This window comes from Pararhodobacter sp. CCB-MM2, assembly GCF_001691415.1.
Classification (GTDB): domain Bacteria; phylum Pseudomonadota; class Alphaproteobacteria; order Rhodobacterales; family Rhodobacteraceae; genus Pararhodobacter.
Genome location: NZ_LRRR01000015.1, coordinates 1 through 25,643, shown reverse-complemented (window position 1 = coordinate 25,643; position 25,643 = coordinate 1). Strand labels below are relative to the sequence as shown.

22 protein-coding genes and 1 pseudogene are annotated in these 25,643 nt (G+C 65.5%); 16 read left to right on the top strand and 7 right to left on the bottom strand.

Annotated elements, in window-relative coordinates:
* Nucleotides 1–107 precede the first annotated feature (107 nt).
* The 9 genes from sucC (at nt 108) to lpdA (ending at nt 9,844) form a co-directional block, all read left to right on the top strand.
* Nucleotides 108–1,301: an ADP-forming succinate--CoA ligase subunit beta gene (sucC, locus tag BCY78_RS14740; RefSeq protein WP_068303347.1), complete on the top strand. Its 1,194-nt coding sequence runs from the start codon at nt 108–110 to the stop codon at nt 1,299–1,301.
* Nucleotides 1,302–1,305: 4 nt separating this feature from the next.
* Nucleotides 1,306–2,190 (top strand): succinate--CoA ligase subunit alpha, encoded by an 885-nt coding sequence (gene sucD, locus BCY78_RS14735; RefSeq protein WP_068303344.1) that lies wholly within the window; start codon nt 1,306–1,308, stop codon nt 2,188–2,190.
* Between the two features lie 140 nt (nt 2,191–2,330).
* Entirely contained in the window at nt 2,331–5,306 is a 2,976-nt protein-coding gene (locus tag BCY78_RS14730; RefSeq protein WP_068303340.1) for a 2-oxoglutarate dehydrogenase E1 component, read from the top strand.
* Between the two features lie 4 nt (nt 5,307–5,310).
* Entirely contained in the window at nt 5,311–6,516 is a 1,206-nt protein-coding gene (gene odhB, locus BCY78_RS14725; RefSeq protein WP_068303337.1) for a 2-oxoglutarate dehydrogenase complex dihydrolipoyllysine-residue succinyltransferase, read from the top strand.
* A complete protein-coding gene (locus tag BCY78_RS24695) occupies nt 6,516–7,067 on the top strand; it encodes a hypothetical protein (protein ID WP_083195053.1) in 552 nt (183 codons plus the stop codon). Before odhB ends, BCY78_RS24695 begins: the two co-directional genes overlap by 1 nt.
* Nucleotides 7,068–7,099: 32 nt before the next feature.
* The gene (locus BCY78_RS14720) at nt 7,100–7,618 is read left to right on the top strand and encodes a murein L,D-transpeptidase family protein (RefSeq protein WP_233499414.1); all 519 of its coding nucleotides are present in this window, start codon (nt 7,100–7,102) and stop codon (nt 7,616–7,618) included.
* Nucleotides 7,615–8,007 carry an MAPEG family protein gene (locus BCY78_RS14715; RefSeq protein WP_068303329.1) on the top strand — a complete coding sequence of 131 codons (393 nt, stop codon included), beginning with the start codon at nt 7,615–7,617 and terminating at the stop codon, nt 8,005–8,007. Before BCY78_RS14720 ends, BCY78_RS14715 begins: the two co-directional genes overlap by 4 nt.
* Nucleotides 8,008–8,015: 8 nt before the next feature.
* Entirely contained in the window at nt 8,016–8,405 is a 390-nt protein-coding gene (locus tag BCY78_RS14710; RefSeq protein ID WP_068303528.1) for an MAPEG family protein, read from the top strand.
* A gap of 50 nt (nt 8,406–8,455) precedes the next feature.
* Complete coding sequence (gene lpdA / locus BCY78_RS14705) at nt 8,456–9,844, top strand: dihydrolipoyl dehydrogenase (RefSeq protein ID WP_068303326.1); 1,389 nt, start codon at nt 8,456–8,458, stop codon at nt 9,842–9,844.
* A 165-nt stretch (nt 9,845–10,009) separates the two neighbouring features.
* Here the strand turns inward: lpdA and BCY78_RS14700 are convergent, their stop codons facing one another.
* Together BCY78_RS14700 and BCY78_RS14695 are read right to left on the bottom strand one after the other, a co-directional pair.
* The gene (locus tag BCY78_RS14700) at nt 10,010–11,365 is read right to left on the bottom strand and encodes an aminotransferase class III-fold pyridoxal phosphate-dependent enzyme (protein WP_068303323.1); all 1,356 of its coding nucleotides are present in this window, start codon (nt 11,363–11,365) and stop codon (nt 10,010–10,012) included.
* 11 nt (nt 11,366–11,376) lie between these two features.
* Nucleotides 11,377–12,147 carry an IclR family transcriptional regulator gene (locus BCY78_RS14695; protein WP_068303321.1) on the bottom strand — a complete coding sequence of 257 codons (771 nt, stop codon included), beginning with the start codon at nt 12,145–12,147 and terminating at the stop codon, nt 11,377–11,379.
* Nucleotides 12,148–12,277: 130 nt separating this feature from the next.
* Between BCY78_RS14695 and BCY78_RS14690 the strand changes: the two genes are divergently transcribed.
* The 5 genes from BCY78_RS14690 to BCY78_RS14670 are packed head-to-tail and all read left to right on the top strand — an operon-like array spanning nt 12,278 to nt 18,023.
* Nucleotides 12,278–13,216: a tripartite tricarboxylate transporter substrate-binding protein gene (locus tag BCY78_RS14690; protein WP_068303319.1), complete on the top strand. Its 939-nt coding sequence runs from the start codon at nt 12,278–12,280 to the stop codon at nt 13,214–13,216.
* Nucleotides 13,217–13,268: 52 nt separating this feature from the next.
* Nucleotides 13,269–13,817: a tripartite tricarboxylate transporter TctB family protein gene (locus BCY78_RS14685; protein WP_068303317.1), complete on the top strand. Its 549-nt coding sequence runs from the start codon at nt 13,269–13,271 to the stop codon at nt 13,815–13,817.
* Nucleotides 13,818–13,829: 12 nt separating this feature from the next.
* Nucleotides 13,830–15,326 carry a tripartite tricarboxylate transporter permease gene (locus tag BCY78_RS14680; protein WP_068303313.1) on the top strand — a complete coding sequence of 499 codons (1,497 nt, stop codon included), beginning with the start codon at nt 13,830–13,832 and terminating at the stop codon, nt 15,324–15,326.
* Nucleotides 15,307–16,791 carry an aldehyde dehydrogenase gene (locus tag BCY78_RS14675; protein WP_068303310.1) on the top strand — a complete coding sequence of 495 codons (1,485 nt, stop codon included), beginning with the start codon at nt 15,307–15,309 and terminating at the stop codon, nt 16,789–16,791. Before BCY78_RS14680 ends, BCY78_RS14675 begins: the two co-directional genes overlap by 20 nt.
* Nucleotides 16,776–18,023: a Tm-1-like ATP-binding domain-containing protein gene (locus tag BCY78_RS14670; protein WP_068303307.1), complete on the top strand. Its 1,248-nt coding sequence runs from the start codon at nt 16,776–16,778 to the stop codon at nt 18,021–18,023. Before BCY78_RS14675 ends, BCY78_RS14670 begins: the two co-directional genes overlap by 16 nt.
* 35 nt (nt 18,024–18,058) lie before the next feature.
* On the opposite strand, the gene BCY78_RS14665 is transcribed toward BCY78_RS14670, so the two are convergent.
* The 3 genes from BCY78_RS14665 to BCY78_RS14655 are packed head-to-tail and all read right to left on the bottom strand — an operon-like array spanning nt 18,059 to nt 19,677.
* A complete protein-coding gene (locus tag BCY78_RS14665) occupies nt 18,059–18,352 on the bottom strand; it encodes a GNAT family N-acetyltransferase (RefSeq protein WP_233499413.1) in 294 nt (97 codons plus the stop codon).
* Nucleotides 18,342–18,968, bottom strand: coding sequence for a CoA transferase subunit B (locus BCY78_RS14660; RefSeq protein WP_068303304.1), 627 nt, complete (start codon nt 18,966–18,968; stop codon nt 18,342–18,344). The genes BCY78_RS14665 and BCY78_RS14660 overlap by 11 nt, the downstream gene beginning before the upstream one ends.
* Nucleotides 18,969–18,972: 4 nt before the next feature.
* A complete protein-coding gene (locus BCY78_RS14655) occupies nt 18,973–19,677 on the bottom strand; it encodes a CoA transferase subunit A (RefSeq protein WP_068303301.1) in 705 nt (234 codons plus the stop codon).
* A gap of 135 nt (nt 19,678–19,812) precedes the next feature.
* Here BCY78_RS14655 and BCY78_RS14650 point away from each other — a divergent pair, with 135 nt between their 5' ends.
* The gene (locus BCY78_RS14650; RefSeq protein ID WP_083195051.1) at nt 19,813–21,687 is read left to right on the top strand and encodes a phosphatidylserine/phosphatidylglycerophosphate/cardiolipin synthase family protein; all 1,875 of its coding nucleotides are present in this window, start codon (nt 19,813–19,815) and stop codon (nt 21,685–21,687) included.
* A 78-nt stretch (nt 21,688–21,765) separates the two neighbouring features.
* Nucleotides 21,766–22,656: an MBL fold metallo-hydrolase gene (locus tag BCY78_RS14645; protein ID WP_068303293.1), complete on the top strand. Its 891-nt coding sequence runs from the start codon at nt 21,766–21,768 to the stop codon at nt 22,654–22,656.
* A gap of 21 nt (nt 22,657–22,677) precedes the next feature.
* On the opposite strand, the gene topA is transcribed toward BCY78_RS14645, so the two are convergent.
* Together topA and BCY78_RS25605 are read right to left on the bottom strand one after the other, a co-directional pair.
* On the bottom strand, nt 22,678–25,290 hold the full coding sequence (gene topA, locus BCY78_RS14640; RefSeq protein WP_068303290.1) for a type I DNA topoisomerase: 2,613 nt from the start codon (nt 25,288–25,290) through the stop codon (nt 22,678–22,680).
* Between the two features lie 141 nt (nt 25,291–25,431).
* Nucleotides 25,432–25,643 (bottom strand): annotated as a pseudogene (locus BCY78_RS25605) (DNA-protecting protein DprA); the annotation flags it as partial.

The following is a 25,643-nucleotide window of genomic DNA, read 5'->3' as shown; positions in this document are numbered from 1 at the left end:
AACCGCAGAAATTCCCCGCATCGCGAAGTTTTGCACGATTAATCGGTTTGTGCCACGTCCCGAGTGTGGCATGACAGCCCCAAATTCGCAGCAACGGGGGCAGTTCCGTGAACATCCATGAATACCAGGCGAAGGCCCTGCTTCGCAGCTACGGCGTGCCGGTGTCGGACGGCCGTGTCGTCCTGAAGGCCGAGGAAGCCAAGACCGCCGCTGGCGAGCTTGACGGTCCGCTTTGGGTCGTGAAGGCCCAGATCCACGCGGGTGGCCGCGGCAAGGGCAAGTTCAAGGAAGCCGAAGCGGGCGAAAAGGGCGGTGTCCGCCTCGCCAAGTCGGTGGAAGAAGCGGAAGCGATGGCCAAGCAGATGCTCGGCCGCACGCTGGTGACCCATCAGACCGGCCCGGCCGGCAAGCAGGTCAACCGCATCTACATCGAAGATGGCTCGGACATCGAGCGTGAGCTGTATCTCGCGCTGCTGGTGGATCGTGGCACCTCGCGCGTGTCGTTCGTCGTCTCGACCGAAGGCGGCATGGACATCGAGGAAGTCGCCGCGTCGACCCCTGAGAAGATCCTGTCGTTCAGCGTCGACCCGGCCTCGGGCCTGTCGGACTTCCACGGCCGCCGCGTGGCCTTCGCGCTGGGTCTGACCGGTGGTCAGGTCAAGCAATGCGTCGCGCTGGTGAAGAACCTCTACCGTGCCTTCATCGAGAAGGACATGGAGATGCTGGAGATCAACCCGCTGATCGTCATGACCGACGGCAACCTGAAGGCGCTGGACGCCAAGGTGGGCTTCGACGGCAACGCGATCTACCGCCACTCGGACATCGCCGCCCTGCGCGACGAGACCGAGGAAGACCCGAAGGAACTGGCCGCGTCGAAGTTCGACCTGAACTACATCGCGCTGGACGGTGAAATCGGCTGCATGGTGAACGGCGCGGGTCTCGCGATGGCCACCATGGACATCATCAAGCTCTACGGCGCCGAGCCTGCGAACTTCCTCGACGTGGGCGGTGGCGCCACGAAAGAGAAAGTGACCGAAGCCTTCAAGATCATCACCTCGGATCCCAACGTGAAGGGCATCCTCGTGAACATCTTCGGCGGCATCATGCGCTGCGACATCATCGCCGAAGGCACCATCGCCGCGGTGAAGGAAGTCGGCCTGAAAGTTCCGCTGGTTGTGCGCCTTGAGGGCACGAACGTCGAACTCGGCAAGAAGATCATCAATGAAAGCGGCCTCAACGTGATCGCCGCCGACAACCTGTCTGACGCCGCTCAGAAGATCGTGAAAGCGGTGAAGGGGTAATAGAATGGCCATTCTCGTCAACGAAAACACCAAGGTCATCTGCCAGGGCTTCACCGGCTCGCAGGGCACCTTCCACTCCGAGCAAGCCATCGCCTATGGCACCAAGATGGTCGGCGGCGTGACGCCCGGCAAAGGCGGCTCGACCCACCTTGACCTGCCGGTCTTCAACTCGGTCCACGAGGCCAAGCACGTCACTGAAGCCAATGCCTCGGTCATCTACGTGCCGCCGCCCTTCGCGGCTGACTCGATCCTCGAGGCAATCGACGCCGAGATGGAGCTGATCATCTGCATCACCGAGGGGATCCCGGTCCTCGACATGATGAAAGTGAAGCGCGCGCTCATCAATTCGAAGTCGCGCCTGATCGGCCCGAACTGCCCGGGCGTCATCACCCCGGACGCCTGCAAGATCGGCATCATGCCCGGCCACATCCACAAGCGTGGTTCGGTCGGCGTCGTGTCGCGCTCGGGCACGCTGACCTATGAAGCCGTGAAGCAGACCTCGGATCTGGGCCTCGGCCAGTCGACCGCCGTCGGCATCGGTGGCGACCCCATCAAGGGCACCGAGCACCTCGACGTGCTGGACATGTTCCTGGACGATCCGGAAACCCAGTCGATCATCATGATCGGCGAGATCGGTGGTTCGGCCGAGGAAGAAGCGGCCGAGTTCCTGGCCGAGCAGAAGAAAAAGGGCCGCTGGAAGCCGACGGCCGGTTTCATCGCGGGCCGCACCGCTCCTCCGGGCCGCCGCATGGGCCATGCCGGCGCCATCGTGTCGGGCGGCAAGGGCGACGCGGAATCGAAGATCGAGGCCATGAAGTCGGCCGGGATCATCGTCGCGGACAGCCCCGCCACGCTGGGCGAAGCGGTGATGAAGGCCATCAAGGGCTGAACCTCGTGTTCATCCTTTGATCGTAGACAGGCCCGGCCCCCGCGTGATGCGGGGGCTGTGGCACAAGGGGGCGGCCGTGCCCCCGCACCCTGATCCGCGGCCGGCAGACCCATAGAACCCTCGGAAATGAGGACAGAGCGATGAACGATCAAAGCCCCAACGACGCCCTGCATGCCACGTCCTTCATGGACGGTGCGAATGCCGATTACATCGACCAGATGCAGGCGCGTTACGCCCAGGACCCGAGCAGCGTCGACGCTGCATGGGCCGCGTTCTTCGACGCGAATGGCGACGATTACGCCACCGCGACCCGTCAGGCCGAAGGCCCCAGCTGGGCCCGCAAGGACTGGCCGCCGACCCCGGAAGACGACCTGACCGCCGCGCTGACCGGCATGTGGCCGGCTGCCTCGGCCGCCAAGGAAGGCAAGGCCGCCGGCGACAAGATCCGCGCCAAGGCCGCCGAGAAGGGCATCGAGGTCACCGACGCTCAGGTGCAGCGCGCTGTTCTGGACAGCCTTCGCGCCCTGATGATCATCCGCGCCTACCGAATCCGCGGCCACCTGATCGCCAATCTCGACCCGCTGTCGATGCGCGATGAGTCGATGCACCCGGAGCTTGATCCCACCTCGTACGGCTTCACCGATGCCGACATGGATCGCCCGATCTTCATCGACAACGTGCTCGGCCTGCAGGTCGCCTCGATGCGCCAGATCATGGAGATCCTGAAGCGCACCTATTGCGGCACCTTCGCGCTGCAGTTCATGCACATCTCCAACCCGACCGAGGCCGCCTGGCTGAAGGAGCGGATCGAAGGCTACGGCAAGGAGATCACCTTCACCAAGATGGGTCGCCGCGCGATCCTGAACAAACTGGTCGAGGCCGAGGGTTTCGAAAAGTTCTGCCACGTCAAGTTCATGGGCACCAAGCGTTTCGGCCTTGATGGCGGCGAAGCCCTGATCCCGGCGATGGAGCAGATCATCAAGCGCGGCGGTGCGCTGGGTCTGAAGGAAGTCGTCATCGGCATGCCGCACCGCGGTCGTCTGTCGGTGCTGGCCAACGTGATGTCCAAGCCCTACCGCGCGATCTTCAACGAATTTCAGGGCGGCAGCTTCAAGCCCGACGAAGTCGATGGCTCGGGCGATGTGAAATACCACCTCGGCGCCTCGTCGGACCGTGAGTTCGATGGCAATGTCGTGCACCTGTCGCTGACCGCGAACCCCTCGCACCTCGAGGCCGTGAACCCGGTCGTTCTGGGCAAGGTCCGCGCCAAGCAGGACCAGCTCAACGACAACGAGCGTACTGCCGTGCTGCCGATCCTGCTGCATGGTGACGCGGCCTTCGCCGGTCAGGGCGTGGTGGCGGAATGCCTCCAGCTTTCGGGCATCAAGGGCCATCGCACCGGCGGCTGCATCCATATCATCGTGAACAACCAGATCGGCTTCACGACCGCGCCGCATTTCTCGCGCACCTCGCCTTATCCGACGGATATCGCGCTGATGGTCGAAGCGCCGATCTTCCACGTCAACGGCGATGATCCGGAAGCCGTGGTGCATGCCGCCAAGGTCGCGACCGAGTTCCGCCAGCAGTTCCACAAGGATGTCGTCATCGACATCTTCTGCTACCGCCGCTTTGGTCACAACGAGGGCGACGAGCCCATGTTCACCAACCCGGCGATGTACAAGAACATCAAGCGTCACAAGACGACGCTGCAGCTGTACACCGAGCGGCTGGTGCAGGACGGTCTCATCCCCGAGGGCGAGATCGAGGACATGAAAGCCGCCTTCCAGGCGCATCTGAACGGCGAATTCGACATCGCCAAGGAATACCGTCCGAACAAGGCCGACTGGCTGGACGGTCGCTGGAAGGCGATGAAGGCCAAGGATCAGAACTATCAGCGTGGCCAGACCGGCATCTCGTCCGAGACGCTGGCCGATATCGGCACCGCGCTGACCTCGCATCCGTCGGACTTCGACATCCACAAGACCGTCGCGCGCCAGCTCGAAGGCAAGAAGAAGATGTTCGAAGCCGGTGAGGGTTTTGACTGGGCCACGGCCGAGGCGATGGCCTTCGGCTCGCTGCTGGTCGAGGGATATCCGGTCCGTCTGGCCGGTCAGGATTGTACCCGCGGCACCTTCTCGCAGCGCCATTCGGCCTTCGTCGATCAGGTCACCGAAGAGCGCTACTACCCGCTCAACCACATCCGCAGCGGCCAAAGCCGCTACGAGGTCATCGACTCGATGCTCTCGGAATACGCGGTGCTGGGTTTTGAGTATGGCTACTCGCTGTCGGAACCCAACGCGCTGACCCTGTGGGAAGCCCAGTTCGGCGACTTCGCCAACGGCGCGCAGATCATGTTCGACCAGTTCATCAACTCGGGCGAGTCGAAATGGCTGCGGATGTCGGGCCTCGTGGTGCTGCTCCCGCATGGTTTCGAAGGGCAGGGGCCTGAGCACTCCTCGGCCCGTCTGGAGCGTTTCCTCCAGCTCTCGGCCGAGGAAAACTGGATCGTCGCCAACTGCTCGACCCCGGCGAACTACTTCCACATCCTGCGCCGCCAGATGCACCGGGATTACCGCAAGCCGCTGATCCTGATGACGCCGAAATCGCTTCTGCGTCACCCGATGTGCACCTCGAAGGCGGAAGACTTCACCGAAGGTTCGACCTTCCACCGCGTGCTGTGGGACGATGCCGAGCGTGGCTCGAACTCGACCATCACGCTGAAGCCGGATGCCGAGATCAAGCGCGTGGTGATGTGCTCGGGCAAGGTCTATTTCGACCTGCTGGCCGAACGCGATGCGCGCGGCCTCGACGACACCTATATCCTGCGTGTGGAGCAGCTGTACCCGCTGCCCGCCCAGTCGCTGCGCCAAGAGCTGGCGCGCTTCAAGGATGCCGAAATGGTGTGGTGTCAGGAAGAGCCCAAGAACCAAGGGGCCTGGACCTTCATCGAGCCCGGCCTTGAGACGGTGCTGACGCAGGTCGGTGCCAAGTATACTCGCGCCCGGTACGCCGGACGTGCCGCTTCGGCCTCGCCCGCCACGGGCCTCGCCTCGAAGCACAAGTCGCAACAGGAAGCGCTGGTGAACGAAGCGCTGTCGTCGTCGGAAGGAAACTGAAGTCATGAGCATCGAAGTCCGCGTTCCCACGCTGGGGGAGAGTGTCTCGGAAGCGACCATCGCCACCTGGTTCAAGAAGCCCGGTGACGCCGTTGCGGCCGACGAGATGCTGTGCGAGCTGGAAACCGACAAGGTGACCGTCGAGGTTCCCGCGCCCGCCGCCGGCGTGCTGTCGGAGATCATTGCCGCCGAAGGCGAGACCGTCGGCGTCAACGCGCTGCGGGCGATGATCGGTGAGGGTTCGGGCGCTGCCCCGGCGCCGAAATCCGAAGAGAAGCCCGCCGAGGCCCCCAAGGCCGAGGCTGCGCCCGCCGCCAAATCCGTTGAGGATGCGCCCTCGGCGAAGAAGGCCATGGCGGAAGCCGGTCTCAGCGCCGACAAGGTGCAGGGCACCGGTCGCGACGGCCGTATCATGAAGGAAGACGTGCAGCGCGCCGTGTCCGCCCCCGCTCCGGCGGCGGCTCCGGCTCCGGTCAGCGCCCCGCGCGGTCCGGTGTCGGCCGACGACGCTTCGCGCGAAGAGCGGGTGAAGATGACCCGCCTGCGCGCCACGATCGCCCGTCGCCTGAAGGACGCGCAGAACACCGCCGCCATGCTGACCACCTACAACGAGGTGGACATGTCGGCCGTGATGGCGCTTCGCAACGAGTACAAGGGCGCCTTTGAGAAGAAGCACGGCGTGAAGATGGGCTTCATGTCCTTCTTCGTGAAGGCCTGCTGCCACGCGCTGAAAGAGGTCCCGGAAGTCAACGCCGAGATCGATGGCCAGGAGATCGTCTACAAGAACTACGTCCACATGGGCGTGGCTGTCGGCACGCCGACGGGTCTCGTGGTGCCGGTCGTGCGTGACGCCGACCAGATGGGCTTTGCCGCGATCGAGAAGAAGATCGGCGAGCTGGGCCTGCGCGCCCGCGACGGCAAACTGTCGATGGCCGAGATGCAGGGCGGTTCGTTCACCATCTCGAACGGTGGTGTCTATGGCTCGCTGATGTCCTCGCCGATCCTGAACCCCCCGCAGTCGGGCATCCTCGGCATGCACAAGATCCAGGATCGTCCGGTCGTCGTGAACGGTCAGATCGTCATCCGCCCGATGATGTATCTCGCGCTGTCCTATGACCACCGCATCGTCGACGGCAAAGGCGCCGTGACCTTCCTCGTGCGCGTCAAGGAAGCGCTCGAAGACCCGCAGCGTCTGCTTCTGGACCTCTAATGGACCGTACAGCCGCATATCGCGAGGCTATTGAACGTCGCAGGCAATTCCAGCTTGCGCCGTTTCGAACTTTAAACGACGCAGGCCTGGATGGAGACTATGTTTCTCCCATTCAGATTGCTTCGGGAAACTTGAATGGGCCCATGCTGATAGCAAAGGATTGGTTCGATTTTCCGTCTGCGGTCGCAAATCGAGAGCTTCTCTCTCAGTTAGGTTACATGCCTAACATCAAGTTCAACAACGTATTGGACTTGGCGCTCAACTATTCTGCCTACGAGAGGCAGTCAGTTTATCTGACGCAGGTGTTTCACCTGTTGCCGCCAACTCGGTCTTACAGTTTCAAGGTCGCAGACCTTCGCAACTCCTTCGAGGCCGTAACGAAGTATGAACTTTTCGGACGCCGGCCTGTTGCATTGGGTTCTGATGCGAGTGCAATTCTGACTTCCTTTGGTATTCCCCACGAAGCTGCACCGCATCCATCGAGCCGAAAGGGAACGAATGCTGAGCGAGCGAGAGCTATTTCTGAGGCCGTCTCTAGAGTGTCAGGGTGAGTAGGGACATGATGCACCGCCGCGCCTTTCTGATGTCCGCCGCTTCTGCCCTCGCGCTGACCGCAGCCCCGGCACAGGCGCAGCTGTTCCGTCGTGGCCCGCCCGATATGGCTCCGGCGCATGAGCAGGCCGATTTCATTCTTGTCCTCAAGGGCGCGCGGCGTCTGATCCTGTTCCGGCAGGGCACAGCCTTCCGCGAATATCGTATCTCGATGGGCAATGGCGCCAATGAGGGCCCCAAGCGCTTCGAGGGCGACGGCCGCACGCCGGAAGGCCTCTACACGATCGACTGGCGCAACCCGAATTCGCTGGCCTATCTCAGCCTGCACATCTCGTATCCCAATGCGGAAGACGTGGCCTATGCCGCGTCGCACGGCCGCAGTGCCGGGGGCGACATCATGATCCACGGGATCAACAACGGCTGGGGCTTCCTCGGCGGTCTGCAGCGCACGCGCGACTGGACCGCCGGTTGCATCGCCGTCACCAACGGGGAGATGCGTGAAATCTGGTCGCTGGTCCCTGATGGCACCGCTATCGAGCTGCGCGCATGACCCCGGAACTCGCCGCCCTTTCGGCCCTCTCCCTGCTGCACTTCGCGACGATCTTCATCGCGCAGCGCTTCCTGACGCGCGACATCGGCACCGAGGGCAACACCGGCACGCGTGAAAACCTCGATGCGCAATTGGCGCCGGTGACATTGCGCCTGCGCCGCGCGACCGCCAATTTCACCGAGAATGTCGGCCCCTTCATCATCGCCATCGTGGTGGTGGTCCTGGCTGGCAAGACCTCGACGGCGACGGCGGTTCTGGCGTGGGTCTATGTCGCCGCGCGCATGCTTTACGTGCCGGCCTATGCGCTGGCCTGGGTGCCGTGGCGCACGCTGATCTTCGGGGTGGGCATGCTGTCCACGCTGGCCCTTCTGGTCCTTGGCCTTATCTGAGGGACATGATGACGCCGGAATTGACTGCCCTTACCCTTGCCGTCCTGCTGCAGGGCCTGCAATTCGCCCTGTTTTCCGTCACCGCTCAGATGGAAGTCGGCTCGAAATACGCCGCCTCGCCGCGCGATGAGCCACGCGCGCTCACCGGCCTCGCCGGGCGGGCGCAGCGGGCCATGAACAACCATTTCGAAGGGTTGATCCTCTTCATCGCCGCCGTTCTGGTGGTGGTGGCAGGCGACCAATCCACCGGCGTGACGCAGGCCGCGGCCTGGACCTATCTCGGCGCGCGCGTGCTCTACGCGCCCGCCTATCTTCTCGGCTGGACGCCTTGGCGTTCGGCCATCTGGTTCGTGGGCTTCCTGGCCACGATGCTGATGCTGATCGCGGCGCTGTTCTGAGCGCCCACTACCGGCCCCCGGAAGGCGGGGGCACATGGAAGGATGAAATCATGGCTGACTTCGACCTCATCGTCATCGGCGCGGGCCCCGGCGGCTATGTCTGCGCGATCCACGCGGCGCAGCTGGGCCTGAAGGTCGCCTGCGTCGAAGGGCGCGAGACGCTGGGCGGCACCTGCCTCAACGTCGGCTGCATCCCCTCGAAGGCGCTGCTGAACGCGACGCACCAGCTGCACGAAGTCCATGAGAACTTCGAGAAGATGGGCCTGATGGGCGGCGCGCCGACCGTCGATTGGGAGAAGATGCAGGCCTACAAGCAGGATGTTGTGAACGGCAACACCAAGGGCATCGAATTCCTGTTCAAGAAGAACAAGGTGACCTGGCTCAAGGGCTGGGGTTCGATCCCGGCGGCCGGTCAGGTGAAGGTCGGCGACGAGATTCACAACGCCAAGAACATCGTCGTCGCGACGGGTTCGGTCGCGGCCTCGCTGCCCGGCATCGAGATCGACGAGGAGGTCATCGTCACCTCGACCGGCGCGCTGGCGCTGGGTTCGATCCCGAAATCGGTGGTGGTGATCGGCGCGGGCGTGATCGGTCTGGAGATGGGCTCGGTCTACAAGCGCCTCGGCGCCGAGGTGACCGTGGTCGAATATCTCGACGCGATCACCCCCGGCATGGATGCCGAAATCGCGAAGAACTTCCAGAAGATCCTGACGAAACAGGGCTTCAAGTTCACCCTCGGCGCCGCGGTGCAGGGCGCGACGCGCACCGACAAGGGCGCCTCGGTGACCTACAAGCTGAAGAAGGACGACAGCGAGCACACGATTGAGGCCGATGTCGTCCTCGTCGCCACCGGCCGCAAGCCCTATACCGACGGCTTGGGTCTGGCCGAGCTGGGCGTCGAGATGGAGCAACGCGGTCAGGTGAAGATCGACGCGCATTGGGCGACCAATGTGAAAGGCATCTACGCCATCGGTGACGCGGTTGTCGGTCCGATGCTGGCTCACAAGGCCGAGGACGAGGGCATGGCCGTCGCCGAGGTGATCGCCGGCAAGCATGGTCATGTGAATTACGGCGTCATCCCGGGCGTGATCTACACGACGCCGGAAGTGGCCTCGGTCGGTCAGACCGAAGAGCAGCTGAAAGCGGCGGGCGTGGCCTACAAGGTCGGCAAATTCCCCTTCATGGGCAACGCGCGCGCTAAGGCGGTGTTCCAGGCCGAGGGCTTCGTGAAGCTGCTCGCGGACAAGGAAACCGACCGGGTTCTGGGCTGCCACATCATCGGCCCGGGCGCCGGCGACCTGATCCACGAGATCTGCATGGCGATGGAATTCGGCGCCTCGGCGCAGGATGTGGCGCTGACCTGCCACGCGCACCCGACCTATTCGGAAGCCGTGCGCGAGGCCGCGCTGGCCTGTGGCGACGGGGCGATCCACGCCTGAACTTCGCTCCCGTGGGCGGCCCCGGGGGTTTCACACCCCCGGACCCCCGTGGAGTATTTGAGACAAAGTGAAAGGGGCACGGGTCCATGAACCTGTGCCCCTTCATCTTTGTGCCCTAAATATCCCGGGGGACGGCGAAGCCGGGGGGCAGAGCCCCCTCTCACCTCACAAGCTGCGGAAACCGGCGTCCAACGCGCCGAGGATCGTCTGCACATCCGCCGAGGTCAGCACCAGGGGCGGCGACATGATGATGTTCGGGCCTGAGACGCGGACCATCGCACCGCTCTCATAGGCGACCTTCTGCACCTTGCCCGGCAGTGCCTTGTCCGGCGCGGCTTTGGTGGCGCGGTCCGAGACAAGCTCCATCGCGATCATCAGCCCGTGGCCGCCGCGCACATCGCCGATGATGTCATGCTCCGCCATCAGCGCCTGCACGCCGGCGAAGAGTTCGGCGCCGCGGGCCTTGGCGTTGGCGGCGACATCGAGGCGTTTCGTCTCGGCCAGACAGGCCAGCGCGGCCGCGGCGCCGACCGGATGGCCGGAATAGGTGTAGCCATGGCCGATCGCGGCGCGGCCGGTCTCGTCCTTCTCGAAGGTCTCGGCCACATGTTCGGCGATCATCACTGCGCCGAAGGGGAAATAGCCGTTGGTGATCGCCTTGGCGGTGCACATGAAATCCGGCTGCACGCCCCAGAGCCGGCTGCCCGACCAAGCGCCGGTGCGGCCGAAGGCGGTGATGACCTCGTCGGCGATGAGCAGGATGCCGTTGCGGCGGCAGATCTCGGCCACGCCGGGCATGAAGCTCTCATGCGGCGGGATCACGCCGCCCGCGCCGAGGATCGGCTCCATGATCATCGCGGCGATGGTGCCGGCGCCCTGGAAGGCGATCTCGTCCTCCAGCGCCTGCAGGCAGAGTTGGGCCAGCTTCGCCGGATCCGTCTCGTTGAACGGGTTGCGGTAGGTATAGGGCGCGGGGATGTGGTGGCAGCCGGCGAGCAGGGGCTCGTAGGCGGTGCGGAAATTGGCGTTGCCATTGACCGAGGCGCCGCCGAAATGCGTGCCGTGATAGCCCTTCTTCAGGGACAGAAACTTCACCCGCGCGGCCTCGCCCCGCACCTTGTGGTACTGGCGCGCAAGACGCAGCGCGGTCTCGACACTGTCCGAGCCGCCCGAGGTGTAGAAGGCGCGGGTCAGGCCGTCGGGGGCGAAGAAATCCTTCAGCTCTTCGGCCAATTCGATCACGCAGTCGTTCGAGGTGCCGCGGAAGATCGAGTAATAGGGCAGGCGGTCCAGCTGGGCGGCGATGGCGTCCTTCACCGGCTGGCAGGAATAGCCGAGGTTGACGTTCCACAGCCCGCCCACGGCGTCGACCACGGTATGGCCGTCGACATCGGTGATCGTCACGCCTTGGCCGCCGGTGACGATGGTTGGCGGGTTCTTCTGGCTGTCGGCGGGATGGGCCATCGGATGCCAGAGGTGACGGGCGTTGTTGGCCTTGAGGAAATTCTCGTCCTTGGGCATCGGGGACTCCGTTAAACTGTGATGCGGTGTTCGGGTGACGGGCGGCCGCCCAGCCCCAGCGTCGCCTCACGGGCGGCGGGGGCGAGGGCGGCGATGATGGCGGCCTCATGCGCCTTGGTGACGCGCGAGGCGGGGGTGGCGACGGCGAGCGCGCCACAGGCGAAGCCGTCCGGGCCGAAGATCGGCATGGCGAGGCCGTAGACCTCATCCTCATAGGTCTGGTCGGCGACCGAATAGCCACGGGTGCGGACCCGGTCGACCAGCTCGGCCAGGCGCTCGCGCGAGGTGGGCGTCTGGCCCGTCACGGCGGCCAGTTTGCGGGCGAGCACGCGTTCGCGCTGTTCCGGGCGCAGGAAGGCGGTGACGGCGATCCCCGAGGCCGTCGCATGCAAGGGCAGCACGAGCCCCGGCTCGATATGCACGCGGTTGGCGCGGGCGGGCTCGACCACGCCGATATTGGCGAGATCCCGGCCCGAGAGCAGCGAGGCATGCGCCGTCTCACCGGTCTGTTCGGCCAGCCGCTCGAGGATCGGGGTCAGGACGCGGGTCACCGGCTGGGTGGCCTCGCGCAGGCGGGCAAGGCGCAGCACGCCGGCGCCGAGGCGCCATTTCTTATCATCCGTTTTCTGCTCAACCAGCCCGCATTCTGCCATGTCGGCAAGCATTCGCAGCACAGTGGTCTTGTCGATTCCAGACAGCTTCGCCAGCTCGGACAAGCCGATCTCGGGCATCTTGTCCGAGAAGAAATCAAGCAATCTCAGGGCTTTCTCGACCGTGCGCATGGTGGGTCCGTCAGGGCTCCGTCAAAAGGGTCATTGCTCAAGCAAGAAAATCCTTGACCGAATCCGGGCGGCATCGCAAGCTAATTTTTGAAACAACGGTGTAAATAATGAACCGACACGGAGGACGACCATGAAATTCCCGATCTCGCTCGCACTGGCGGCGGCGATGGCCATCCCGGCCGGCGCTGCCTTGGCGGAATATCCCGAGGGTCCGGTGACCTTCCTTGTGCCGTGGCCCCCGGGCGACCTTGAGGATGTGCTGACGCGCATGATCGCCGAGGACTTTCAGGCCGAATACGGCCAGCCAGCGGCGGTGCTGAACCGTCCCGGCGGCGGCGGCGGTCCCTTCCCCGGCGCGGTGGAAGTGGCGACGGCGCCGGCTGATGGCTCGATGGTCGGCTCCTTCGTGATCGGCGTGCCGGTCGTCGGCCCGAACATCGGCATCGAAGAGCTCAGCCCGAACCCCTTCACGCCGGTCGGCATCTTCCTGACCTATCCCTTCGTGCTGGCGACCTCGGGCTCGGCCGATTTCCAGACCATGGAAGAGCTGGCCAGCTATGCGCAGGACAACGAGGTGCTGCTGGGCCATTTTGGCACCGAGCTTACGCCGACCGCCGTCAGCTTCGCGTTGGCCCATGAGATGGGCTTCAGCTGGGGCGCCGACGCGGCCTACGACGCGCTGGATTGCAATACGCTGGCCTCGGGCGATGTGGATGTGATCAACACCACCATTCAGCTGATCATGCCCTGCCTCGACGACGTGACCATCCTCGCGGCCGTCACGGGCGACCGGCTGGAGCTGGCGCCGGACGCGCCGACCGTGGGTGAATTGGCGCCGGATCTGGCAATTTCGCTGTGGAACGGGCTGTTCGTGCCCAACGGCACCCCGCAGGAGGTGATCGACCGCATCGCCGCCGTGGCGCAGGCGACCATCGCCTCGGACCGTGCCCAGAGCTTCGCCGCCGATACCGGCGCGCAGATCTACTGGCAGGATGCCGCGGCCTCGAACGCACAGATCGAAAGCGACATCGCCACCATGGCGCGCATCGCCGAGATTACCGGCGAATGACAGGGGCGGCCCCGGCGAGCAGATCGCCGGGGCCCTTTTCACAGAGGCGCGCATGAGCGACACCCCTCCCGATCTTTCCGACCTCACCCATCCGCCGCATCACCGCGCCGAGGTGGTCTTTGCCGTGGCCTCGTTTCTGGTGGCGGTTCTGCTGGCCGCGCTGTGGTCCTCGCAGACCACCTGGATCGACGGTCAGGATTGGAGCCGCCAACCCGGTCTGTGGCCGCTCATTGCCGTGGTCGGCATGCTGTTGTTCGGCGCCGGAGAGCTGGCGGCCTGCCTGATCCGCAACGCGCGGAACGGCGGCGGCGACGTGAGGGCCGAGCTGGGTCTCTGGCTGAAGGCGCTGGAATATGCCGCGTGGTTCCTGATCTATGTGCTGGCCACGCCCTGGATCGGCTATCTGCCCGCGACGGTGATCTTCGCCACGCTGCTGGCGGTCCGGCTGGGCTATCGCGGGCGCGTCCTGCTGCTGTCACCGCTGGTCGCTTTGGGGATCGTGCTGGTGTTCAAGGCCGGCCTGTCCGTGCGCATCCCGGGAGGCGCGGTCTACGACCTCTTCCCGCAGGGCCTGCGCAACTTCCTCGTTCTCTATCTCTGAAGGGGTCCGATTGTGGACACGTTCCTCGATGCGCTGGCCATCGTCTCGCGCTGGGAAGTCATTGCTGCACTGATCGCGGGCTCGGTCGGGGGCGTCATCATCGGGGCGATCCCCGGCGTGGGCCCGGCGGTCGCCATCGCCATCCTGTTGCCCGCGACCTTCGGCATGGAGCCGATCGTCGGCCTGACCTTGCTGCTGGGCATCTATGGCTCGGCGCTGTTCGGCGGCTCGATCCCGTCCATCCTGATCAACACGCCCGGCACGCCGGTCAACGCGCTGACCACCTATGACGGCTTCCCGATGACCAAGGCCGGAGAGGCGCCGCGCGCCTTGGGCCTCAGCTTCGGCGCCTCGTTCTTCGGGGGGATTTTCGCGGTGATCGCGCTGATCGTCCTGTCGCCGGTGCTGGCCCGGATCGCGCCGATGTTCGGCTCGCGCGAGATCTTCCTCGCCGCGTTGTTGGGCTGCGTGCTGGTCGTCGTCGCGCATCGGGGCCAATCGCTGGCCGCCGGTGCATTGCTGATGTTCGGCCTGTTTCTGAACACCGTGGGGATGGAGGCCAACAATTACACCCAACGCTACACCTTCGATCTGGCGTTCCTGACGCAGGGTGTGAACCTGATCGTCGTCGTGCTGGGCCTCTTCGCGGTCTCGCAAGCCTTCACGCTGCTGACGGGTCGCGATGACCAAGAGGCCGCGCCCGAGATCCACGGTTCGGTCTGGAAAGGCGTGCGCGAGGTCTTCCGCAACAAGCGCGTGGCCGTGGCCGGGTCGCTGTCGGGCACGATCATGGGGATCATCCCCGGCGTCGGCGAGTTCACCTCGCAATTCCTCAGCTACACCTATGCCCGGGCCTCGTCGAAGGCGCCGCAGCTGTTTGGCAAGGGCAGCCCCGAGGGTCTGATCGCCTCCGAGACCGCCAACAACTCCGTCCCGCCCGCCGCCATGGTGCCGCTTCTGGCGCTGGGCATTCCGGGCGAGGCGCTGACGGCAATGATGTTGTCGGTGTTCTATGTCCACAACGTCATCCCCGGCCCGGGCCTGTTTCGCAGCCACATGGACTTCGTGATGGCGCTGTATATCTGCCTCGGGCTGCTGAACCTGCTGGCACTGGCCTTCCTGCTGGTGGCGACGAAGCCGCTGCTGAAGGTGCTGGTGATCCCGAACCGCTATCTGGGCATGATCATCCTGACCCTCAGCTTCGTCGGCATCTATTCGCTGCGCAACTCGGCGGTGGATTGCGTGATCGCGGCGGCTTTCGGCCTCTTGGGCGTGGTGCTGAAGCGGCTGAACCTGCCGATCGTGCCGATCATCCTCGGGATGGTGTTGGGCGGGATCATGGAGACGAAGTTCCGCACCTCGCTGCCGCGTATCCGCTCGCTTTACTCATGGATAGACCGTCCCGTCGCGATGGTGATCTTCTGCCTCATCTGCATTGTACTGGCGCTGCACCTCTGGGGTCTGTGGCGTGACTGGAAAGGGAAATCCGATGGATCAGTCCAGCATTGACGCGCTCGCCGCGTCCGAGGTTCCGGCGCAGGGCCTGTTCATCGGCGGCCAATGGCAGGCGGCGCAATCGGGCGCGGTGCTGGACGTCACCTCGCCCATCGACGGACGCCTGCTGACCACCATCGCCGACGCGGGCGCGGCAGATGTCGATGCCGCCGTCGCCTCGGCCCGGCGCGCGTTCAATTCGGGCGTCTGGTCCCGTGCGGCGCCGGCCGAGCGCAAGAAGGTCCTGCACCGCATCGCCGACGCCATCGAGCGCGAGGCGCTGGCGCTGGCGGTGCTGGGTGTGCGCGACAACGGCACCGAGATCTCTATGGCGCTGAAGGCGGAGCCGGGCTCGGCCGCCGGCACCTTCCGCTATTACGCCGAGGCCTTGGACAAGATCGCCGGCGAGATCGCCCCGACCGCCGGCAACGTGCTGGGTCTGGTGCATCGCGAGGCCGTCGGTGTCGTCGGTGCCATCGTGCCGTGGAACTTCCCGCTGATGATCGGCGCGTGGAAGATCGCGCCGGCGCTGGCGATGGGCAATTCGGTGGTGCTGAAACCCTCCGAAGTCGCCTCGCTGTCGCTGCTGCGGCTGGTCGAGATCTGCGCCGAATGCGGCCTGCCCGAGGGCGTGCTGAACGTCGTCACCGGCATGGGCGCCACCTCGGGCGAGGCACTGGGCCTGCATCCGGATGTCGACGTGCTGGTGTTCACCGGCTCGGGCGGGGTAGGGCGCAGGCTGCTGGAATATTCCGCCCGGTCGAACCTGAAGCGGGTCTATCTGGAGCTGGGCGGCAAATCCCCGAACGTGGTCTTCGCCGATGCGCCAGATCTTCGGCAGGCGGCCAAGGTCTCGGCCGCGGGGATCTTCCGCAACTCGGGTCAGGTCTGCGTCGCGGGCTCGCGCATCCTCGTCGAACGCTCGGTGCATGAGGAATTCGCGGCGATGCTGGCCGAGGAAGCGCGCGCGATGACGATCGGCAACCCGTTGCAACTGGACACGCAGGCCGGGGCGATCTCCAGCGAGGCGCAACTCGCCCGCGTGCAAAGCTTCGTCGAGAAGGCCCATGAAGAAGGCGGCGCCCTCAGGGCAGGCGGCGAGCGCATCCTGACCGAGACCGGCGGCAGCTACTACGCCCCCACCGTCTTCGACAATGTCACGCCGGAGATGACCCTCGCGCGGGAAGAGGTCTTCGGCCCGGTTGTCGCTGTCACGCCTTTCGACAGCGAGGAAGACGCGGTGCGGATGGCCAATGGCACCGATTACGGCCTCGCCTCGGCGGTCTGGACCGGCAATCTCAGCCGCGCGCATCGGATGATCCGGGCCATCGACGCCGGCGTCGTGCATGTGAACACCTATGGCGGCGCGGACAACACCGTGCCGCTGGGGGGGCATCGCCAATCCGGCAACGGGCATGACAAGTCGCTGCATGCGCTCGATAAATATGTGAACCTCAAGACCGCATGGATACAGCTGTGACAGACCGAACCATCCTGATCGTCGGCACCTATGACACCAAGCAGGACGAACTCGGCTACCTCGCACAGGTGATCCGCGCGCAGGGGGGCGGGGTGAGGACCATGGATGTCTCCGTGCTGGGCGATCCGGCCGAGCCCACGGATTATTCCAAGCACGACGTCGCCGAGGCGGGCGGGGCGTCCATCGCCGAAGCCATCGCGGGCGAGGACGAGAACCTCGCCATGCAGATCATGGCACGCGGGTCGGCGACGCTGGCGGCGCGTCTGCAGCGTGAGGGCGTGTTTGACGGCGTCATCGTGCTGGGCGGCACCATGGGCACTGATTTGGCGCTGGACCTCTGTGCCGCGTTGCCGGTCGGCGTGCCGAAATACATCGTCTCGACCGTCAGCTTCTCGCCGATGATCCCGCCCGAGCGGCTGGCGGCGGATGTGCAGATGATTCTCTGGGCCGGCGGGCTCTACGGCCTGAACTCGGTCTGCAAGGCGTCGCTCTCGCAGGCGGCGGGCGCGGTTTTGGGCGCGGCACGGGCGGTGGAGAAACCGCGCCGCGAGAGGCCGCTCATCGGCATGACCTCCTTCGGCAAGACCGTCCTGCGCTACATGGTGACGCTGAAACCGGCGCTGGAGGCGCGGGGCTTCGAGGTCGCGGTGTTCCATGCCACCGGCATGGGCGGCCGTGCTTTCGAGGCCTTGGCGGCCGAGGGGGCCTTCGCCGCCGTCCTCGATTTCGCCCCGCAAGAGGTGGGCAACCATCTGCACGGCTCGGCCATTTCGGCGGGACCGGACCGGATGACCTCGGCCGGCAAGGCGGGCGTGCCGCAGATCGTCTCGATCGGCTGTTATGACCTCGTGGATCTGGTGGGCTGGCACGAGCTGCCGGATCACCTGAAGGACCGCCCGGCCCATGCGCATAACCGGCTGCTGACCTCGGTGGTGATGACCCCGCCGGAACGGGCCGAGATGGCGCGGGTGCTCTGCGCGAAACTCGCCGAGGCCAAGGGGCCGGTGACGTTCCTTCTGCCCCTGCAAGGCGGCAATGAATGGGACCGCGAGGGCGGGCCGCTGTCCGATCCCGAGGGGCTCGCCGCCTTCACCCAAAGCATGCGGCAGCACTGCCCGGCGAATGTGACGCTCATCGAGATGGACGCGCATATCAACGACCCGGATTTCTCCGAGGCCGCGTTGAAACAGGTGGATGACTGGATTGCGTCGGGGGTCCTGCGCGCGGGGTAGGGCCGCGCGCGGGATACAGTCTCAAGGGGCGAAGGTCAGACCTGAAACACGTCCGCCCATTCCGGGTGGCGGGCGCGTTGGGCGTTCACGAAGGGGCAGAGCGGCACGATCTTGAAGCCCTCGGCCCGGGCATCGGCGACCAGACGCTCGACCAGGGCCTTGCCCGCGCCGGTGCCGCGAAAGCTGTCGGGGACGCCGGTATGGTCGGCGATCACCAGCTGCGGGGTGGCGATGGAGAAGGTGAGCTCCGCCTCCTCGCCCCCGCGCCGGATGAGGTAGCGGCCCTTTGAGCCGCTGACCTCTTTCTCGATGGGCAAATCAGCCGACAATCGTCGCCTCGGTCGAAGCGCGCAGCTCGTCCTCGGTCACGCCATCGGCGCATTCGACGATCTTCAGACCGCCCGGCACCACGTCCAGAACACCGAGGTTGGTGATGATGCGGTCGACCACGCCCGCGCCGGTCAGCGGCAGGGTGCAGGCCTTCAACACCTTGGTCTCACCATGCTTGTTGGTGTGGTCCATGACGACGATCACGCGGCCAACGCCGGCCACCAGATCCATCGCGCCGCCCATGCCCTTCACGAGCTTGCCGGGGATCATCCAGTTCGCCAGATCGCCGGTTTCCGACACTTCCATCGCGCCGAGGATCGCGGCAGCGATCTTGCCGCCCCGGATCATGCCGAACGAGGTGGCGCTGTCGAAATAAGCGGTGCGCGGCAGTTCGGTGATGGTCTGCTTGCCCGCGTTGATCAGATCGGGGTCCTCGTCGCTCTCATAGGGGAAGGGGCCCATGCCCAGCATGCCGTTTTCCGACTGCAGGGTGATGTCCTTGTCGCCCACGTAGTTCGCCACCAGCGTCGGGATGCCGATGCCGAGGTTCACATACATGCCGTCTTCGAGTTCCTGAGCCGCACGGGCGGCCATCTGGTTACGATCCCATGCCATGATCTCAGGCCTCCTGACGCTTGCGGGTGGTGCGCTGCTCGATGCGCTTCTCGTGCTCGCCTTGGATGATGCGGTGCACATAGATGCCGGGCAGGTGGATATGGTCGGGGTCGATCGAGCCGGCGGGAACGATTTCCTCGACCTCGACGACGCAGACCTTGCCGCAGGTCGCCGCCGGTGGGTTGAAGTTGCGCGCGGTCTTGCGGAACACGAGGTTCCCCGTCTCGTCGGCCTTCCAGGCCTTGACGATGGCGAGGTCCATCACGAGGCCGGTCTCAAGGATATAGGTCTGGCCGTTGAAATCCTTGTGCTCCTTGCCCTCGGCGATGACGGTGCCCACGCCGGTCTTCGTGTAGAAGCCGGGGATGCCCGCGCCACCGGCGCGCATGCGCTCGGCCAGGGTGCCCTGCGGGTTGAATTCCAGCTCCAGCTCGCCTGAGAGGTACTGACGCATGAATTCCGCGTTCTCGCCGACATAGGACGAGATCATTTTCTTGATCTGCCGCGTTTCCAGCAGCTGGCCGAGGCCGAAGCCATCGACGCCCGCGTTGTTCGAGGCAACGGTGATGTCCTTGGTGCCGGCGTCGCGGATGGCGGCGATCAGCAATTCCGGGATGCCGCACAGGCCGAAACCGCCCGCGGCAATGGTCATGCCGTCGAACAGCAGGCCGTCCAGGGCCTCGGCGGCCGAGCCGTAAATCTTCTTCATAATTTCCCCCTCGCGTGAAGCGCGCCAATTTGTGGCGCGGCACTGCGGCGAAGTCAACGCTGCTGCCCTGCAGCAGCCCGTCATTGTGACGTTACAAAGCCTTGCGGCGGCGCGGCGGGGCGCTATCCTGCCGCGATGCTTGCCCGGGTCACAGGCCTTTTGTTCTGCGCGCTGTCTGCGCTTTCGGCTTGTGCCGCGCTGCGGTCCGGGCCTGCGCCTGAACAGGTGCCGCTGGTCGCGCCGAACCCGGCAGGGCGCCACGCCGTCACCACCCTGATCCTGACCGACGAGGGCCCGGCCGAGGGTCAGACCCGCGCCTATGTCGGGGCGCAGGGGGCGGACCGGATCTCGCTGGGGTTCGTGGCGCGGGGACGGGGCGCCTATACGGTCGAGGCGCAATGCGACGGCCCCGCGCGGGTCTGGCGTGCGGCGTCCGAACGTGACGAGGCCCGCCGCCTCGCGTTGGCTTGGGTGCCCGCCGGAACGGCGCTGCGCCTGCGGGTGGAGCCGGGCGAGCGGCACCGCAGCCGCATGGACCTGTCGCCCGAGGTCACGCGCTGCGATCTGACCGTGACGCCGGGCGGTCGGCCCGCGTGGTCGCTGACCCTGCTGCGCGAGGATACGGCGCTGCCCCGCATCGCCGCGTTGGATGCGCCCATGCCCGGATGCGAGGGGGGCGGGACCGACGCGCTGACGCGGGCGATGATGGCAACCGGGGCGCTGTCGGCCTCGTGCCCGATGCCGGCCGGGGAAACGACGCTTCTGGTCGACGGGACCGACGCCCTGAACGCGCGGGTCGAGGCCTTGACCGGGCGCCGTCTGTCGCGCGCGGCCTTGGAGCAGGCCGATCCGGACCTGCCGCTGGATTTCTCGGACGCCCCGCAGCTGGATCTGATCTACGTCAACTACCTGAACATGAACGCAGATTTCGCGGGCTACCTGCTGACGCGAATGCTGGCCTGGCATGCCGAACGCGGAACGATCGTGCGTTTGCTGGTGTCCGAGATCATGCTGACCGACACCGACCGCGCGTTGTTCGAGGGGCTCGCCGCGCGCTATCCGACCGTGCAGATCCAAGCGTATCAGATGCCCGCTCGGTCCGCGCATGGGTTCGAGGGGCAGTTCGCGCGTCTGCACCGGGTGACGCATGTGAAGCTCTTCGCCACGGTCGCGCGCACGCCGGGGCGCTCGGTCGCGATCATCGGCGGGCGGAACATTCACGAGGGCTATTTCTTCCCCGAACCGCGCGATCTGGACGACTTCGACTTCCTGCATCAATATGATCCAGACGAGATGCGGGTGACCGGTGGCTTCACCGCTTATGAGGATGCCGAACTGGCCTTCCACGGCGACGCGCAGGTGCGCCGGATCGTGCAACAGACCGGCGCGCTGTGGCATCGCGATCACGAGACGCAGGTGATGGCCCCGCCGGCGGGCCTCCACCCGGCCAATCCCACCGAGGGCGCGATGCGGTCGTTCATCTCGGTTCCTTATGCCGATGGCGCGGCGCTGGAGCTGTGGTTCGCCCGGCTAATCGACGCGGCGCAGCAACGGATCCGTATCGCCTCGCCCTATCTGAACCTGCCGCCACTGATCGAGGCCGCAATGGAGCGGGCCCGCGCACGGGGTGTCTCGGTCGATGTGGTGGCGACGGTGCGGGTGCGCGAGGCCACGGATTTCATGGTCACCGGCCTCAACCGCCGTTTCGCCAACCGGCACGGCGGCTGGCTGCATTTCTACGATTACGACCCCCTGCCGCTGCTGATGCACACCAAGGCGATTGTCATCGACGACCGGCTGGTAGTGATGGGCTCGGTCAACCTGAACCAGCGCAGCTTCCTGCATGATCTGGAGAACGGCGTGGTCATTCTGGACCGGGGCTTCGCACGGCAGGTCGACCGGCTGATCCAGCATTACATCGACCGGGCCGAACCCGTGCCGCCGGGGCAGCCCTTGGCGGCGACGATGCGGTTCTTCTCGCGCATGGGGTTCATCGAGCGCAGCTTCTGAGCGGGTTTCCTGCCGGAGGAGGGAACTCTCCTCGCCACATTCTCGTTTGGGAATGTGACCTGAGAGAGGAGCCCGCCGATGCAGACCTTCCCCCATCGCCTGACCGGCAACAGCCCCGATGTGGCCGCCTTCTACGACGCCGATACCGGATCGTGGCAATATGTGGTGTCCGATCCTGAGACGGGGCAGGCGGCGATCATCGACCCGGTTCTGAATTTCGATCCCAAGGCCGGGGCGACGTGGACGGCCTGCGCGGATGCCATTCTGGATTATGTGCGCGACCGGGCGCTTACGGTGGCCTGGATCCTCGACACCCATCCCCATGCCGACCATTTCAGCGCTGCGCATTACCTCAAGGGCAAGCTGGGCGCACCGACGGCGATCGGCGCAAAGGTGCTGCAGGTGCAAGAGATCTGGGCCGATCTCTATGCCGATGGCAGCCTCAAGGACCGGCCCGATTTCTGGGACCGGATGTGGCAGGATGGCGAGAGTTTCGCGCTGGGCAACCTGAGCGTTCAGGTAAGGCTGTCGACCGGTCACACGCTGGCCTCGGTCAGCTATCTGATCGGCGATGCGATCTTCGCGCATGACACGCTGATGATGCCGGGGTCCGGGTCGTCACGGGCGGATTTCCCCGGCGGGTCGGCGGCGGAATTGTGGGAGACGATCCGCATGATCCTCGACCTGCCGGGCGAGACGCGGGTGTTCATCGGCCATGATTACGGCGACGAGCCCGCCTGCATGGCCACGGTCGCGGAACACCGGGCCTCGAACAAGCATGTGAAAGACGGGATCACCCGAGAGGAATTCATCCGCACGCGCGAGGCTCGGGATGCCACACTGAGCCTGCCGGACCGGATGCTGCACGCACTTCAGGTGAACCTGCGGGGCGGGCGCCTGCCCGAACCCGATGCGAAGGGCCGCGCGGTTCTGCGCGTGCCCCTCAATCGCTTTGCCACGCCGGAGTGACCCGGACGGGGCCGCCGAGGATCACTCCTCGGGGGCCTCGTCGGCCTTCTTCGCAGCTTTCTTGGCCGGAGCCTTCTTGGCCGCGGTTTTCTTGGCGGGCGCCTTCTTGGCCGTGGTCTTGGCGGCAGCGGCCTTCTTCGGCGCGGCCTTCTTCTTGCCCTTGGTCGCGGCCTTGGCCTCGATCAGTTCAAGCGCCTGTTCCAGCGTGACGGCTTCGGGCTCGATCTCCTTGGGAAGGGTCGCGTTGACCTTCTCCCATTTGACATAGGGCCCGTAGCGCCCCGGCATGACCTGCACCGGCCCGCCATCCGGGTGATCGCCCAGCACTTTCAGGGGCTGCGCGGCAGCCCCCCGGCCGGGACCACGCGCGGCCTTGGCGGCGATCAGCTCCACCGCGCGGTTCATGCCGATGGTGAAGACCTCATCGACCTCGGGCAGGTTCGCATAGGTGCGGTTATGCTTCACATAGGGACCAAAGCGCCCGATGCCGGCCTCGACGGCCTCGCCATCCTCAGGATGCTGGCCGATGAGACGCGGCAGCGCCAGCAATTGCAGCGCCTTCTCCAAGTCGATCTCATCGGGTGCCCAACCCTTCGGCAGGCTCGAACGCGGCGGCTTGGGGTTGTCCTCGGTCGCCTCGCCGCGCTGGACATAGGGGCCGAAGCGCCCGGTCTTCAGGCGGATGGGATCGCCGTTGTCATGACCCAGAAGCTTGCCGTCGCCCGCCAGTTCCGCATCGCCCTCGTCGCCCGAGAGGGGACGGGTGTAGCGGCATTCGGGATAGTTGTTGCAGCCGATGAAGGCCCCGCCCGAACGCGCGGTCTTCAGGTTCAGCCGGCCCTTGCCGCAGGTCGGGCAGGTGCGCGGGTCCGAGCCATCCTCACGCGGCGGATAGAGATGCGGCGCCAGAACGTCGTCGATCTTCTCCAGCACCTCGGTGATGCGCAGATCCGAGGTCTCGGCCAAAGCCGCCGAGAAATCGCGCCAGAAGTTGTTCAGCACTTCCTTGTAGTCGCGCGAACCCGCCGAAATGTCGTCGAGCTGCTCTTCCATGCCGGCGGTGAAGTCGTAGCCGAGGTAGCGCGGGAAATAGGACGTCAGGAAGATCGTCACCAGCCGGCCCTTATCCTCGGGCAGCAGGCGGTTCTTGTCCTTCGTCACATAGCCGCGTTCCTGGATCGTCGTGACGATCGAGGCATAGGTCGAGGGGCGGCCGATGCCCAGTTCTTCCATGCGCTTGACCAGCGTCGCCTCGGTATAGCGCGGCGGCGGCTGGGTGAAATGCTGCTCGGGCGTGATCTTGCGCTTCGAGACGCTCTCGCCCTGACCCAGCTGCGGCAGACGGCCCTCGTCGCCCTCTTCCTCGTCGCGGCCTTCCTCATAGACCTTGAGGAAGCCGTCAAACAGCAGCACCTGACCCGTCGCGCGCAGGCCGACATCGCCGTCCTTCGAGCCGATCTCGACCGTGGTGCGCTCCATGCGAGCGGCTTCCATCTGGCAGGCGATGGTGCGCTTCCAGATCAGCTCGTAGAGACGGCGCTGATCGGTTTCCGAGAGTTTCAGGCTGTCCGGGTCCGCCGACATGTCGGTCGGGCGGATACATTCGTGGGCTTCCTGCGCGTTCTTCGCCTTGTTCTTGTAGATGCGCGGCGCGGTCGGAACGTAGTCCTTGCCGAAGCGCGTCTCGATCTCGGCGCGGCAGGCGGTCACGGCCTCGGGCGCCATGTCGATGCCGTCGGTCCGCATATAGGTGATGTGCCCGGCCTCGTAGAGGCGCTGGGCGGCGGACATCGTCTGCTTGGCGCCCATGCCGAACTTGCGGCTGGCCTCCTGCTGCAGGGTCGAGGTCATGAAAGGCGCGGTCGGGTTGCGGGTCGCGGGCTTGGCTTCGACCGACTGGATGGTCAGGTCGCGCTTTTTCACCGCCTCGACGGCCAGCGAGGCTGCGGCCTCGGTCGCGAGGTCGAAACGGTCGAGCTTCTTGCCGCCCAGGGTGACCAGACGGGCGGTGAATTCGGCGCCGCGGGTGTTGGCGAGATCGGCGGTCACCGACCAGTATTCGCGGGCGCGGAAGGCCTCGATCTCCATCTCGCGCTCGACGATGAGACGCAGGCAGACGGATTGCACACGGCCGGCCGATTTGGCGCCGGGCAGCTTGCGCCACAGGACGGGCGACAGGTTGAAGCCCACCAGATAATCCAGCGCGCGGCGGGCCAGATAGGCGCGCACCAGCGGCATGTCGACTTCGCGCGGGTTCTTCATCGCGTCGGTGACGGCGGATTTGGTGATCGCGTTGAAGACGACGCGCTTGATCGGCGTGTCCTTCTTGATCGCCTTCGATTTCGACAGCGCCTCGGTCAGGTGCCAGCTGATCGCCTCGCCCTCGCGATCAGGGTCGGTGGCGAGGATCAGGTCGTTGTCGTCCTTCAGGGCCTCGGCGATGGCGCGGACGTGCTTTTTGCTGTCCGTCGCCACTTCCCATTTCATGTCGAAATCCTGCTCGGGATCGACGGAGCCATCCTTCGGCGGCAGGTCGCGGACATGGCCGAAAGACGCGAGAACCGTGTAGCCGGGGCCCAGATACTTGTTGATGGTCTTGGCCTTGGCGGGGGACTCGACGACGACGACAGCCATGCAAACCTCTGATTGACAACGCCTTTCCGGTTAAGTCACCGGCCTAAGCAGTCCTTGATGCGTCGCCTAAATGGGGGCGAAGCGGGGTGGATGTCAATCTGGGGGCGTTTTTCTGCGGGGCAAGGGCTGGTGCCGGAGGGGTCAGTTTCGCGTCAACAGACCGCCCGGTTGGCGTTGAACTCGACCGTCCAGCTCCAGAAACAGCAAGGCCGGAGCGACCGCCGCCGGGGGCAGGGCGAGGTCGCGCAGCAGCTGGTCCTCGGCCAGTGGCGCCGCGCTGAGCTTGTCGAGGATCAGGCCGTGCAGCGTCAACGTGTCGGGGACTTTCGTTCGGAGGGGGAGCGGGTCCGGCG